Source organism: Cupriavidus ulmosensis, assembly GCF_977008105.1.
The window spans coordinates 4138984-4151992 of the sequence record NZ_CDRMWP010000001.1 but is presented as its reverse complement, the minus strand read 5'-3'; the positions used below and the strand labels follow the sequence as shown (position 1 = coordinate 4151992).

The 13009-nt window shown below is 70.8% G+C and carries 10 protein-coding genes and 2 riboswitches; of the genes, 3 read left to right on the top strand and 7 right to left on the bottom strand.

From position 1 onward, the window contains the following. The first annotated feature begins 42 nt into the window (after nt 1-42). The 3 genes from ACWTPI_RS19220 to ACWTPI_RS19210 all read left to right on the top strand — a co-directional run bounded on the left by ACWTPI_RS19220 (nt 43) and on the right by ACWTPI_RS19210 (nt 4433). On the top strand, nt 43-1956 hold the full coding sequence (locus ACWTPI_RS19220; RefSeq protein ID WP_454732503.1) for a tetratricopeptide repeat protein: 1914 nt from the start codon (nt 43-45) through the stop codon (nt 1954-1956). A 138-nt stretch (nt 1957-2094) separates the two neighbouring features. Beyond that, entirely contained in the window at nt 2095-3318 is a 1224-nt protein-coding gene (locus ACWTPI_RS19215) for a cation:proton antiporter (RefSeq protein ID WP_454732360.1), read from the top strand. Further along, nucleotides 3318-4433, top strand: coding sequence for a YbdK family carboxylate-amine ligase (locus tag ACWTPI_RS19210; protein ID WP_020200440.1), 1116 nt, complete (start codon nt 3318-3320; stop codon nt 4431-4433). The genes ACWTPI_RS19215 and ACWTPI_RS19210 overlap by 1 nt, the downstream gene beginning before the upstream one ends. A 67-nt stretch (nt 4434-4500) precedes the next feature. Here the strand turns inward: ACWTPI_RS19210 and ACWTPI_RS19205 are convergent, their stop codons facing one another. From ACWTPI_RS19205 to gcvT, 7 genes are all read right to left on the bottom strand, one after another. Beyond that, nucleotides 4501-5238 carry an MBL fold metallo-hydrolase gene (locus ACWTPI_RS19205; RefSeq protein ID WP_020200439.1) on the bottom strand — a complete coding sequence of 246 codons (738 nt, stop codon included), beginning with the start codon at nt 5236-5238 and terminating at the stop codon, nt 4501-4503. Between the two features lie 76 nt (nt 5239-5314). After that, on the bottom strand, nt 5315-5638 hold the full coding sequence (locus ACWTPI_RS19200) for an EthD family reductase (RefSeq protein WP_020200438.1): 324 nt from the start codon (nt 5636-5638) through the stop codon (nt 5315-5317). A 101-nt stretch (nt 5639-5739) separates the two neighbouring features. Then, nucleotides 5740-7116, bottom strand: coding sequence for an L-serine ammonia-lyase (locus tag ACWTPI_RS19195; RefSeq protein WP_454732359.1), 1377 nt, complete (start codon nt 7114-7116; stop codon nt 5740-5742). Between the two features lie 37 nt (nt 7117-7153). After that, nucleotides 7154-7696 carry a DUF421 domain-containing protein gene (locus ACWTPI_RS19190; protein ID WP_020200436.1) on the bottom strand — a complete coding sequence of 181 codons (543 nt, stop codon included), beginning with the start codon at nt 7694-7696 and terminating at the stop codon, nt 7154-7156. A 108-nt stretch (nt 7697-7804) separates the two neighbouring features. Next, a complete protein-coding gene (gene gcvP / locus ACWTPI_RS19185) occupies nt 7805-10729 on the bottom strand; it encodes an aminomethyl-transferring glycine dehydrogenase (protein WP_454732358.1) in 2925 nt (974 codons plus the stop codon). Nucleotides 10730-10849: 120 nt separating this feature from the next. Next, entirely contained in the window at nt 10850-11230 is a 381-nt protein-coding gene (gcvH, locus tag ACWTPI_RS19180; protein WP_020200434.1) for a glycine cleavage system protein GcvH, read from the bottom strand. A 102-nt stretch (nt 11231-11332) separates the two neighbouring features. After that, complete coding sequence (gcvT, locus tag ACWTPI_RS19175; RefSeq protein WP_020200433.1) at nt 11333-12460, bottom strand: glycine cleavage system aminomethyltransferase GcvT; 1128 nt, start codon at nt 12458-12460, stop codon at nt 11333-11335. Between the two features lie 98 nt (nt 12461-12558). Then, a riboswitch (glycine riboswitch) is annotated at nt 12559-12698 on the bottom strand. Nucleotides 12699-12719: 21 nt separating this feature from the next. Then, nucleotides 12720-12807, bottom strand: a riboswitch (glycine riboswitch). Nucleotides 12808-13009 lie beyond the last annotated feature (202 nt).

Sequence of the window (13009 nt, the reverse complement as noted above, 5' to 3'; positions counted from 1 at the left end):
ATAATCCCGCACTCGCCCATGCCACCCCAGAAGGAGCTGTCCGTGTCCGTGCAGGAAGTCAGTTACGACCACGCCATCGAGCTAGCCAATGCCGAGCGCTACGACGAGGCGCTGGTCATTCTCGACCAGCTCTCGCAGGCGCAGCCGCAGGTGGTGGATTTCGACTGCCTGCGGGCGCGCCTGCACTTCGACCGCGGCGACGCCCCGCAGGCCTTCGCCGTGCTCGACGCGGCGCTGGCCAGGCTGCCCGGGCTGGACCTGCATCCCGCGCACCGCTGGTCCTCGCGCGGCATGATCGCGCACCGCTACGGCATGCTGCTGATGAGCATGGAGCGCTTCCAGGAAGCGCAGCCGTGGCTGGACGAGGCCGCGCTGCGCAACGGCCTGTCCTCGGGCGAGTGGAGCGCGCGGCTGCATGCGGGGCTGGCGCATTACCGGCTCGGCGACTTCGCCGGCGCCGGCGCCTACTGGTACGACCTGCTGTACCGCGCGCCGGACCTCGGCGCCGAGGAAATCCTGGCGCAGGCCGCGGCCCACGTGAACGCCGCCGGCGAGCGGGCCGAGCCGATGCTGCGCCTGTGCCTGGCGCGCATCGGGCTGGACAACCCCGACCTGCTCGAGCTCGACGAAGCCGCCGGCGACGCGTTCGCCGCCGAGCAGGCCGGCATCGTGCTGGCCGCCCGCCCGGACCACCCGCACGCGCGCCGCATCCGCGCGCCGCTGCGCTACCGCGCCGGCGAGCTCGACGGCGCATGGGATGACCTCGCCACCTACCAGCGCCAGGCGCCGGACCCCAAGGCCCAGGTGCGCGAGCTGGAATGGCGCCACCAGGCCGGCGAGGACCAGCCGTGGACGCGCTTCGCCTTCGCGCAGAACGCCACCGACGCGGCCGGCTATTACCACGCCGGCGTGGCGCTGGCCGAGTTCATCGACGCCGTGCCGGCCGCCGAGGCGGCGCTGGCGCCGCACGTGGTCAATGCCTACCGGCTCGGCCTGGCGCGCTTCGAGCGGTATTTCGCCAGCGGCGAGGGCGGCTACGACGACGCCGACCCGCACCTGTACTCGATGCTGTGCCACAACCTCGCGCAGCGGCTCGACGGCGCCGACCAGCGCGCCGAGCGCATCGCGCTGCACGAGAAAGGCATCGCGGCGAGCGAGTTCATCGAGCACTGGATCGACCTGCTCGACGGCCTGGTGGCCGGCGGCCAGCACGCCAAGGCGGTGGAAGTGGCCGGCGACGTGCTCAACCGCTACCCGCTCGAGCGCGACCCGGCCAACGTGGGCTGGGTGTTCAGCCGCCTGATGGATGCCTGGAAGGGCATCGGCGGCATCGAGGTGACGTCGGCGGCGCGCGACGCGCTGGCCCACATGGATGCCCGCGCCGACGCGCTGCCGGTGGAAGAGCGCAGCCAGGCCGCCCACGCGCTGGCCCACGCGCGCGCGCATTTCGCCGGCCTGCTGCGCAACGGCACCGCCAGCATGGACCAGCACGACCGCACCGACGCGCTGGCCGAGATCGAAGCCCTGCAGCGGCGCGCGTTGCTGATCGAGGACGCCTGGCTGTACAACGCGTTCGGCCTGGTGTGGCGCGACCTCGGCACGCCCGAGCGCGCGCTGCCGCTGTTCGAGCAGGCCATCGTGCTGACCGAGGGCGATCCGTGGGACCAGGCCCTGCCGCGCGTGCAGCGCGCGCTGATCCGCAACGGCGACAAGCTGCACGCCGAGGCGCTGGCGGATTTCGAGGCGGCCTTCGCCGCGCGCGACCGCTGGGACGGCGAGGCCTGGCTCGGCGCGGTCGAGGCCGCGCTCGGGCTGGCGCAGCGCGAGACCGCGCTGGCCTATTTCGACAAGGCCCGCGCGGCCGGCGCGGCGCAGGGCCGCACGCGCGCGCAGTACGCGCGCATGGAAACCGGCCTGCGCGCCACGCGGCCGGCGTGGAAGTTCTGGGGGGTGTAGCGGGCTGCCCGCAGGACGCTCCAAAAAACGCCATCCCGCCAGATGGCGTTTTTTTATGCATGAACGCATCACGTTCCCTGCAACTTACGTGCCCTGTCGGACAAACTCTGACACGGAATGTCATGGCGCTCCGTTACCATGTCACCCATGAATGGACTGAGCCAATTGTTTCCAAGCCTGCCGCTGGCACCGGGCGGACTGTTCTGGGTCGGGCTGGCGCTGGTCGGGGCGGGCCTGGCGGGCGAGGTGTGCCGCGGCTACCTGCGGCTGCCGCGCATCGTCGGTTATGCCGCCACCGGGCTGCTCGCGGGCATGCTCGGGCGCGGCATCGTCACCGACGACATGATCGCCCAGACGCGCATCCTGATCGACATGGCGCTCGCGCTGGCGCTGTTCGAGCTGGGCCACCGCCTGTCGCTGACGTGGCTGCGCGCCAATCGCTGGCTGCTGTTTACCAGCGCCTTCGAGAGCCTGCTGACCTGGGGGCTGGTGGCGGCCGTGCTGCAATGGATGGGCGTGACGCCGGCGGTGGCCATCCTGGCCGGCGGCATCGCGGTCAGCACCTCGCCGACCATCGTGCTGCAGCTGAAGAACGAACTGCGCGCCGACGGGCAAGTGACCGAGCGGCTGCTGGCGATGGCCGCGCTCAACAGCATCTATGCCGCGGCCATCGTGCAGGTCGCCACCGGCTGGCTGCATTCGGAGTACGGCAACCTGGGGGCCGCGCTGCTGCATCCGCTCTACCTGCTGGTGGGTTCGTGCCTGCTGGCCTGGGCGGTGGGCAAGCTCGGCCACGCCATCTACGCGCGCATGGCCTCGGACGACCACTACAGCTTCCTGGTGCTGGTGGGGCTGGTGCTGTTCACGCTGGCGCTCACGCGCGTGCTCAAGCTGTCGATGCCGCTCACGCTGATGCTGGCCGGCGTGGTGTTCAAGCACCAGGACAGCCAGCCGCGCGTGTGGCCGGCGCACTTCGGCAGCGCCGGCAGCCTGCTCATCATCGTCATGGTGGTGTCGCTGGGCCTGCCGCTGACCGCGCACGACTGGGCCATCGGCGGCGGCGCCGCGGTGGCGCTGGTGCTGCTGCGCCACCTCGCCAAGCTGGCCGGCGTGGCCTCGCTGGGGTCGTTCTCGGGCCTGAGCCTGCGCCAGTGCGTGGCGCTGGGCCTGGCGCTGGCGCCGATGTCGGGCCTGGCCTACCTGCTGATGAGCGACGTGGCGCGGCTCTATCCCGCCACCGGCGAGCCGCTGGCCGCCATCATCCTGTGCACGCTGGCGATCGAGCAGTTGCTGGGGCCCGCCGTGGCCGCCTGGGCACTTCGCTATGCGGGCGAGGTCAGAGGCAATGGAGGAGGGCGCTGATGTCACTCGAACCGTTCAAGCACTCCGAGGCGCTGACCTTCGGCGTGGAGCTGGAGTTGCAACTGGTCAACCGCCACGACTATGACCTGGCGCCGTTCGCGCCGGACCTGCTGCGCGCGCTCAAGGGCGCCCAGCACGCCGGCGACATCAAGCCCGAGATCAGCCCGTCGATGATCGAGATCAGCACCGGCATCTGCCACAGCTACGCCCAGGCGCTGGACGAGCTCGGCACCATGCGCGACCTGATGGTGGACGCCTCGCGCTCGCTCAACCTCGGCATCTGCGGCGGCGGCACGCACCCGTTCCAGCAGTGGGCCGACCGCACCATCTCCGACTCGCCGCGCTACCAGTACATCTCCGAGCTGTACGGCTACCTCGCCAAGCAGTTCACCGTGTTCGGCCAGCACGTGCACATCGGCTGCCCGAGCGCCGACGAGTCGCTGTTCCTGCTGCACGCCATCGGCCGCTACGTGCCGCACTTCATCGCGCTGGCCGCGTCGTCGCCGTTCGTGCAGGGCGTGGACACCGGCTTCGCCTCGGCGCGGCTGAACTCGGTCGCGGCCTTCCCCATGAGCGGGCGCGCGCCGCACCTGCTGACCTGGGATGCGTTCACCGCCTACTTCGAGAAGATGCGCAAGACCGGCGTGATCGAAAGCATGAAGGACTTTTACTGGGACATCCGCCCCAAGCCGGAATTCGGCACCATCGAGGTCCGCGTGATGGACACGCCGCTGACCGTGCAGCGCGCCTGCGACGTGGCCGCCTACATCCAGGCGCTGGCGCGCTACCTGCTGCTGTCGCGCCCGTTCATGCCGCAGGAAGACGATTACCTGGTCTACACCTTCAACCGCTTCCAGGCGTGCCGCTTCGGCCTCGAAGGCGAGTACGTGCATCCCAACGAGCTCACGCGCATGCCCATCGCCGATCACATCGTGTCGATCTGCGACGCGCTGGTGCCGCACGCCGAGGCGCTCGGCTCGCTCGACGCGCTGGCCAATATCCGCGCGCTGGCGCGCAGCCGCGACGGCGACGCCGAGCGCGTGCGCCAGATCGACGCCGACACGCGCAGCCTGCGCGAGACCGTGCGCCAGACCTGCGACAGCTGGGCGGGCTGAGCCGCCGCGCGTTCTGCCCTCCGCCTTCCTTCTTCCGCCTTCCGGGCCTGGCCCGCGCCGCCTGCCGCTAGGCCCCGTGCGGCACCTGCTCGCCGTCGCGCAGCCCGAGCCGCTGGTTGGCGGGCACGGCCACGTCCATCAGCCTGGGCCTGGGCAGCATGAGCTGGCCCATGATCTCGATGAACTGGGCGCGCGTGCGGCCGGCCACGCGGCTGTTGTGCGCGCGCTCGTGGCCGATGGTGGATTCGGTGCGGCCCTTGTAGTCGTGGGCGGGATAGACCAGGGTGTCGTCCGGCAGCGTGAAGAGCTTGCGCGTAAGGCTGTCGTACAGCGTGCCGGCGTCGCCGGACTGGAAGTCGGTGCGGCCGCAGCCGTCGATCAGCAGCGCGTCGCCGGTGAAGACGCGGCGCACGGTGCCCGCCGGCGTGGGCTCTTCCCACAGGTAGCTCATGCTGCCGGCGGTGTGCCCGGGCGTGTGGATCGCGCGCAGCACCTGGGTGCCGAACCGCAGCGTGTCGCCGTCGATCAGCTGCATCTGCGCGGGGCGGATGTCGCAGCCCGAGGGCGCCGCGGTGCGCGCGCCGGTCTGCTGCGCGAGGTGGCCGGCCGAGGTGATGTGGTCGGCATGGGCATGGGTTTCCACCACCCATTCCAGCCTGGCGCCGCTGGCCTGCAGGCAGGCCAGGTCGCGCGCGAGCTGGCGGTCGACCGGGTCGATCAGCAGCGCCTCGCGCGTGGCGGCGTCGATCAGCAGGTAGGTGTAGGTCGACGAGGTCTCGTCGAACAACTGGTGGAAAGTCTGCATGGCGGCCCGCCCGGTCGGTGGTTTGCTCGCATGATAGCGCCGCGGCACGCGCGCGCGGCGCCATTCTTGCCGGTCGTCAGCCGATTTCCACCACTTCGCTGACCTGCACCACCGGCACCGCGTCGGTGTAGTTGGGGATGTCCTGCTGCAGTTCCTTGCCCGCCGCCCTGGAGGCCGCCGCGAACTCGGGCAGCGAATCGAACAGGATGTGGCACATCGCCGTGTAGGCCGGGTCGGAGCCCGGCGCGCCGCCACCCAGGCCGCGCTCCACCGCCACGCCGCGGTAGCCGGGCTGGGCGCCGTACAGCTCGGCCACGCGCGGCATGTGGCGCGCGCGGTAGTAGTCGAAATCGAACCTGCCGTCCTTGCGGTACGGATAGAGGATGCTGATCTTGATCATGCCGGGTCTCCGTTGTGGCGCGCGTGGCGCGTCGTGATGGTGTAGCCGGGCTAGCGTAGCAGAAAGCGCCGGTTCGGCTTGCCACGGGCGACGCGCGCGCCTCAGCACTCCACGATGTTCACCGCTAGCCCGCCGCGCGCCGTTTCCTTGTACTTGGTCTTCATGTCGGCGCCGGTCTCGCGCATGGTCTTGATGACCGAGTCGAGCGACACATAGTGCTCGCCGTCGCCGCGCAGCGCCATGCGCGCGGCGTTGACGGCCTTGACCGAGGCCATCGCGTTGCGCTCGATGCACGGGATCTGCACCAGCCCGCCGACCGGGTCGCAGGTCAGCCCGAGGTTGTGCTCCATGCCGATCTCGGCGGCGTTCTCCACCTGCCCGGGCGTGCCGCCCATCACCGCGGCCAGCGCCCCGGCGGCCATCGAGCAGGCCACGCCGACCTCGCCCTGGCAGCCGACCTCGGCGCCGGAAATGGAGGCGTTGAGCTTGTACAGCATGCCGATCGCGCCGGCGGTCAGCAGGAAATCGATCACGCCCTGCGGGCTGGCGCCCGGCACGAAGCGGTCGTAGTAGTGCAGCACCGCCGGGATGATGCCGGCCGCGCCGTTGGTGGGCGCCGTCACCACGCGCCCGCCGGCGGCGTTTTCCTCGTTGACGGCGATCGCGTACAGGTTGACCCAGTCCATCACCGAGAGCGGATCGGCCAGCGCGCGCTCGGCGTGCTCGGTCAGGTTGCGGAACAGCTCGGGCGCGCGCCGCCGGACCCTGAACGGGCCGGGCAGCTCGCCGTCGGTGCGGCAGCCGCGCGCCACGCACGCCTGCATCACCGCCCAGATGCGCAGCAGCCCGGCGTTGACCTCGGCTTCGCTGCGCCACGCGCATTCGTTCTCCATCATCAGGCGCGCGATGCTCTTGCCGCTGGCGGCGGCCATCTCCAGCATGGCGCGCCCGCTGCGAAACGGGTGCGGCAACTGCCGGTCGGCGTCGAGGATGTGCGTGTTGGCGGCGCCGGCCGTGACCACGAAGCCGCCGCCCACCGACAGGTAGCGCCCCTCGCGCAGCGGCTGCCCGGCCGCGTCGAAGGCATGGAACTTCATGCCGTTGGGATGCTCGGCCAGCGCCTCGCGCCGGTAGAAGACGATGTGCTCCTTCTCCACGAACGGCACCGGGTGCGTGCCCAGCAGCGCCAGCGTGCGCGCCGCGCGCAGCGCGGTCAGGCGCTGCTCGATGGTGTCGGGATCGACCCCGTCGGGCGTCTCGCCCAGCAGGCCGAGGATGACGCCGCGGTCGGTGCCGTGGCCGCGCCCGGTGGCGCCGAGCGAGCCGTACAGCTCGACGCGCACGCTGGCCACGCGCGGCAGCAGGCCGTCGCGCGCCAGCCCCTGGGCGAACATCAGCGCCGCGCGCATCGGGCCGACGGTGTGCGAACTGGACGGGCCGATGCCCACCTTGAACAGATCGAAGACGCTGACTGCCACGGCATGGCTCCTGGGGGCGGGACTGCTGGCGCCGGCTTCAGATCGGCGCGTCGCTATCGTTGTTGATGGGGGTGCGCCACAGCGAGGTGGCCGCGTCGCGCGGCGTGGCGGGCGCGTCCTTCCTCACCATCACGCTGATGGTGCCGTCGTTCTCGAGAATGGCGAAATGCACATCCGCCACGCGCTCGCAGCCGGCATGGCGCAGCGCCTTGTGCAGGTCGTCGCGGCTGATGAGGGCGTTCTTCATCACGTCGGGATAGATCTGCCCTTCGTGGATCAGCACCTGCGGGCGGCCCTCCACCACGTTCTCGAAGCGCCGGCTGCGCCAGCTCAGCCAGGCCAGCAGGAGGTTGGCGCCGATCAGCGTCACCGCCAGGATCAGGCCGGCGGTGACGGAGTTGTCGCCGGCGTTCATCGAATTCTGCACCGCGTTGGACAGCACCAGCAGCAGCACCAGGTCGAGCGAGGTCAGCTGCCCGATCTGGCGCTTGCCCGAGAGCCGCAGCAGCACCAGCAGGCTGCCGTAGACGATCAGTCCGCGCAGGACGAATTCCCACCAGGGGGCGCTGAGATTCCACATCGGCCAGACCTCCGCTCAGGCGCGCCGGCACGTGCCGGCGCCTGCCTGCCGCAGCATAGCGCGGCGGCGGCGTCCGCGTCTGCCGGACGCCGCCCGACCAGTTCGCGTTCAGTCCTGCTGCGCGTATTCGCTCATCGGCACGCACGAGCAGAACAGGTTGCGGTCGCCGTACACGTTGTCGGCGCGGCCCACCGGCGGCCAGTACTTCTGCGTGCGCAGCGAGGCCACCGGGTAGGCGGCTTCCTGGCGCGTGTACTTGTGCTCCCAGGCGTCGGCGGTGATGACCGCGGCGGTGTGCGGCGCGTGCTTCAGCGGGTTGTCCTCGCGGTCGAAGCTGCCGTCCTCCACGCGCGCGATCTCGCCGCGGATGGCGATCATGGCGTCGATGAAGCGGTCCAGCTCGTGCAGCGACTCGCTCTCGGTCGGCTCGATCATCAGCGTGCCCGGCACCGGGAAGCTCATGGTCGGCGCGTGGAAGCCGTAGTCCATCAGGCGCTTGGCCACGTCCTCGTTGGAGATGCCCGTGGCCTTCTGCAGCGGGCGCAGGTCGAGGATGCACTCGTGCGCGACCAGGCCGTGCTGGCCCGTGTACAGCACCGGGAAGTGCGGCGACAGGCGGCGCGCGACGTAGTTGGCGGCCAGGATGGCGTTCTCGGTGGCAGCGGTGAGGCCGGCCGAGCCCATCATGGCGATGTACATCCACGAGATCGGCAGGATGCTGGCCGAGCCGAACGGCGCGGCCGCGACGCCGCCGATGCCGTTGTCGTCGCGGCGGTAGCCCACGCTGTCCTGGTTGGGCAGGAAGTCCGCCAGGTGCGCGCCGACCGCCACCGGGCCCACGCCCGGTCCGCCGCCGCCGTGCGGGATGCAGAAGGTCTTGTGCAGGTTCAGGTGCGAGACGTCGCCGCCGAACTGGCCCGGCGCGGCGGTGCCGACCATCGCGTTCATGTTGGCGCCGTCGACGTAGACCTGGCCACCGTGCCTGTGCACGATCTCGCAGATCTGCTGCACGCCCTGCTCGAACACGCCGTGCGTGGACGGGTAGGTGATCATCACGGCGGCGAGGTTCTGGCTGTGCTGCTCGGCCTTCTTCGCCAGGTCGGCGAGGTCGACGTTGCCGTGCTCGTCGCAGGCCACCACCACCACCTTCATGCCGGCCATCTGCGCCGAGGCCGGGTTGGTGCCGTGCGCGGACGATGGGATCAGGCAGATGTCGCGGTGGCTTTCGCCGCGGCTGGCGTGGTAGGCGTGGATGATGAGCAGGCCCGAGTACTCGCCCTGCGAGCCGGCGTTGGGCTGCAGGCTCACGGCGGCGTAGCCGGTGGCCGCGCACAGCATGGCTTCGAGCTGGTCGATCATCTCGCGGTAGCCCACGGTCTGGTCGAGCGGCGCGAACGGGTGGATGTTGCTGAACTCGGGCCACGTCACCGGGATCATCTCGCTGGTGGCGTTGAGCTTCATGGTGCACGAGCCGAGCGGGATCATGGTGCGGTCCAGCGCGAGGTCCTTGTCGGCCAGCGCGCGCAGGTAGCGCAGCATCTCGTGCTCGGCGTGGTGCGTGTTGAACACCGGGTGCGTCAGGTAGGCGCTCTGGCGCGCCAGCGCGGCCGGGAAGGCGTCCTGCGCGGTGGCTTCGAGCGCGTCGAACGCGGGCACCGGCTTGCCCTGGGCGAAGATCTCCCACAGCGCGACCACGTCCGCGCGCGAGGCGGTCTCGTCCAGCGAGATGCCGATGCGGTTGGCGCCGGCATGGCGCAGGTTGATGCCGCGCGCGGTGGCGGCCGCGTGGATGGCCTCGGTGTGGAAGCCGCTCACCAGCGTGAGGGTGTCGAAGAAGGCCGCGTTGGCGCGGGTGTAGCCGAGCGCCTCCAGGCCGGCGGCCAGCGTGGCGGTCAGGCGGTGCACGCGCTGCGCGATGCGCTTGAGGCCGTGCGGGCCGTGGTACACCGCGTACATCGACGCCATCACCGCCAGCAGCACCTGCGCGGTGCAGATGTTGGAGGTGGCCTTCTCGCGGCGGATGTGCTGCTCGCGCGTCTGCAGGGCCAGGCGGTAGGCCTGGTTGCCCTGCGCGTCGATGGTCACGCCGACCAGCCGGCCCGGCATCGAGCGCTTGAACGCATCCTTGACCGCCATGTAGCCGGCGTGCGGGCCGCCGAAGCCCAGCGGCACGCCGAAGCGCTGCGAGTTGCCGATGGCCACGTCGGCGCCCCATTCGCCGGGCGCGGCGATCAGGGTCAGCGCCAGCAGGTCGGCGGCGGCCACCACCAGGCCGCCGGCGGCGTGCACGGCCTCGGCGATGGCGCGGTAGTCGGCCACGTCGCCGTTTACGCCCGGGTATTGCAGCAGCACGCCGAACGCATGCGCGCCGGCGGCGTCGGCCGCGGGCCCGACCTTGACCTCGATGCCCAGCGGCAGCGCGCGCGTGCGCACCACTTCCAGCGTCTGCGGCAGCACGTCGTCGGCGACGTAGAAGGTATTGCTGGCGTGCTTGTTGACCCGCTGCAGCAGCGTCATGGCCTCGGCCGCGGCGGTGCCTTCGTCGAGCATGGAGGCGTTGGCGATGTCCAGGCCGGTCAGGTCGGTCACCATCTGCTGGAAGTTCAGCATGGCTTCCAGGCGGCCCTGCGAGATCTCCGGCTGGTACGGCGTGTAGGCGGTGTACCAGGCCGGGTTCTCGAAGATGTTGCGCAGGATGACGCCCGGCGTGAGCGTGTTGTAGTAGCCCTGGCCGATGAAGCTCCTGAGCACCTGGTTCTTGCCGGCCAGCCCGCGCAGTTTCGCCAGCGCGGCTTCCTCGGTCAGCGGCTCGGTGAACTCGCCCAGCGGCATGCCGTCGCGGCGGCGGATGGCGGCGGGGATGACGGCGTCGATCAGCGCGGCGCGGCTGCCGTAGCCGAGCACCTCGAGCATGTGCTGCTGCTCGGCGGCGTCGGGGCCGATATGACGGGAAGCGAAGGCGTCGCGCGCCTCCAGTTCGGCCAGCGTGGGCCGGGCACCTTGGGCGGCGGTGGTGGGAAGCGGGGCGTTCATGGCAAGAACCTCGTTGGGCGCGCGGCGGCAGGTGGTCGGCCTGGCCGCCGCGCATCGGTATTCAGTCGCCGTTCCCGCGGCATGGCGGCCGCGCGGGAACGGCGGGAGTGTGGCGGGGCGTCAGGCGCCGACGCTGGCCTTGTAGGCGTCGGCCGACATCAGGCCGTTGACGTCGTCGCTGTTGGCCGGCTTGAGCTTGAACAGCCAGGCGTCGAAGGCGTCGGCATTGACGCTTTCCGGCGCGGCCACGGCGGCGTCGTTGATGGCGATCACTTCGCCGGCCACCGGGGCGTAGATGTCGGACGCGGCCTTGACCGATTCCACCACGGCCAGCGCGTCGCCCGCGCCCACCGACTTGCCCACTTCGGGCAGTTCCAGGAACACGATGTCGCCCAGCGCGTCCTGCGCGTGGTCGGTGATGCCGATGGTCAGCGTGCCGTCGGCTTCGACGCGCACCCATTCATGGGACTCGGTGTACTTCAGGTCGGCGGGGAAAGTCATGGAATTCTCCAGATGCGGTTTGTTGTTCAGCGCCAGCCGGGCGGGGGATCGCGTGGAGCGGGGGTGGCCGCCGGCGGGCGCGCTGTGACCGGGTGCGAGCGTTCAGCTCACGAGTGCCTTGCCATTGCGCACAAACGGCAGTTTAACCACAGTCGCGGCGAGTTTGCGGTCGCGGATCTCGACCTGCACCTCGGCGCCGGCGGCAACGCCGAGCGGCAGGCGGGCAAAAGCGATGGACAGGGACAGCGAGGGGCTGAAGGTGCCGCTGGTGATCTCGCCCTCGCCGGCCGCGGTGATCACTTTCTGGTGCGCGCGCAGCACGCCGCCCTTCTCGCGCAGGATCAGGCCGGTGAACTGGCGGGTCTGGCCGGCGGCGGCGAGCGCCGCCTTGCCGGTGAAGTCGCGCTCGCTCTGCAGGTCCACGGTCCAGGCCAGGCCGGCGTCGAGCGGCGAGGTGTGGATGTCCATGTCCTGGCCGTACAGGTTCATGCCGGCTTCCAGGCGCAGCGTGTCGCGCGCGCCCAGGCCGGCCGGGCGCACGCCGGCGGCGTTCAGCTTCTCCCACAGGCCGGCGACGTTCTCGGCCGGCACCACCAGCTCGAAGCCGTCCTCGCCGGTATAGCCGGTGCGCGCCACCATGACCTCGCCCAGCGCGGGGTCCTGCACCACGATGGCGTTGAACGGCTTGAGCGCCTCGCTCGGCTGGGTGGCCGGGAAGGCGCTCCACACCTTGGCGCGCGCGTTCGGGCCCTGCACCGCGACGATGGCCAGCGGCGCGGCGCCGGCCGGCGCGTTGTCGCCGCGGCGCGGGGTGATGGCCACGCCGCTGCCGGTGGCGGCATTGCGCGCGCGGATCCATTCGATGTCGCCGTTGGCGGTGCCGGCGTTGACCACCAGGCGGAAGCGGTCCTCGGCGAAGAAGTAGACGATCAGGTCGTCGATGACGCCGCCGCGCTCGTCGAGCATGCACGAGTAGAGCGCCTTGCCCGGCGTCTGCAGCTTGTCGACATTGTTGGCCAGCAGGCCGCGCAGGAACGCGCGCACGTTGGCGCCGGCCAGGTCGACCACGCACATGTGGGACACGTCGAACATGCCGGCGTCGGTGCGCACGGCGTTGTGTTCTTCGATCTGGGAGCCGTAGTTGACCGGCATGTCCCAGCCGCCGAAGTCGACCATGCGGGCGCCGAGCGCGCGGTGGATGGCATTGAGGGGCGTGGCCTGGAGCGTCATGTAGTCCTCGGGGGAAGCGGAAATCTCGGTTCGGAAACGAAAAAAGGGTCATCCGCCGCATGGCCGGCGCGCATGGCGCTGCCGGATCCGCTGCGGCGGATGACCCCTCTGTCCTCGATACCTGAGAGATTACAAGGCGGTCCCGCGGACCAGTGCCTTGCGCGCCCCTTCGGTGGGCACGCTCGCCATGCCTTGCGCTGCGCGCAGGCGGCGGGTGCCGCTCTCCAGAGTACGGCCTGCATCGTGTGCATGTTGCGGGCCGATCCGACCAGTCCTTGGTGCCTGAGAGTTTTCGGGTGATACCCCTTCGGCGGCGCAGGCTCTGCGCGCTCTCCCGGTCGGATGGCGCGACTCTACAGGCAGCCCCGGTGGCTTGTCAACGCGCGGCGCCGGGCCGGCGGGGGCGGACCCGCCGCCGTGTTAACATCTGCCGCTGCGGCCGCCCGCGGGATCGCCGTCCCGGTGCCGCGGTCTTCACAGGCAGCCCTGGCCGCTTTGTTCTTGCCGGTCCTTGCCGGGCCCGCGCCCGCCATTTCGCCATCCGCTTCC

Excerpts from the sequence above, each read along its gene's own strand:
- ACWTPI_RS19215 (WP_454732360.1), top strand. The coding sequence starts at position 2,095 with ATGTCACCCATGAATGGACTGAGCCAATTGTTTCCAAGCCTGCCGCTG.
- ACWTPI_RS19210 (WP_020200440.1), top strand. The coding sequence starts at position 3,318 with ATGTCACTCGAACCGTTCAAGCACTCCGAGGCGCTGACCTTCGGCGTG.
- ACWTPI_RS19205 (WP_020200439.1), bottom strand. The coding sequence starts at position 5,238 with ATGCAGACTTTCCACCAGTTGTTCGACGAGACCTCGTCGACCTACACC.
- ACWTPI_RS19200 (WP_020200438.1), bottom strand. The coding sequence starts at position 5,638 with ATGATCAAGATCAGCATCCTCTATCCGTACCGCAAGGACGGCAGGTTC.
- ACWTPI_RS19190 (WP_020200436.1), bottom strand. The coding sequence starts at position 7,696 with ATGTGGAATCTCAGCGCCCCCTGGTGGGAATTCGTCCTGCGCGGACTG.
- gcvP (WP_454732358.1), bottom strand. The coding sequence starts at position 10,729 with ATGAACGCCCCGCTTCCCACCACCGCCGCCCAAGGTGCCCGGCCCACG.
- gcvH (WP_020200434.1), bottom strand. The coding sequence starts at position 11,230 with ATGACTTTCCCCGCCGACCTGAAGTACACCGAGTCCCATGAATGGGTG.
- gcvT (WP_020200433.1), bottom strand. The coding sequence starts at position 12,460 with ATGACGCTCCAGGCCACGCCCCTCAATGCCATCCACCGCGCGCTCGGC.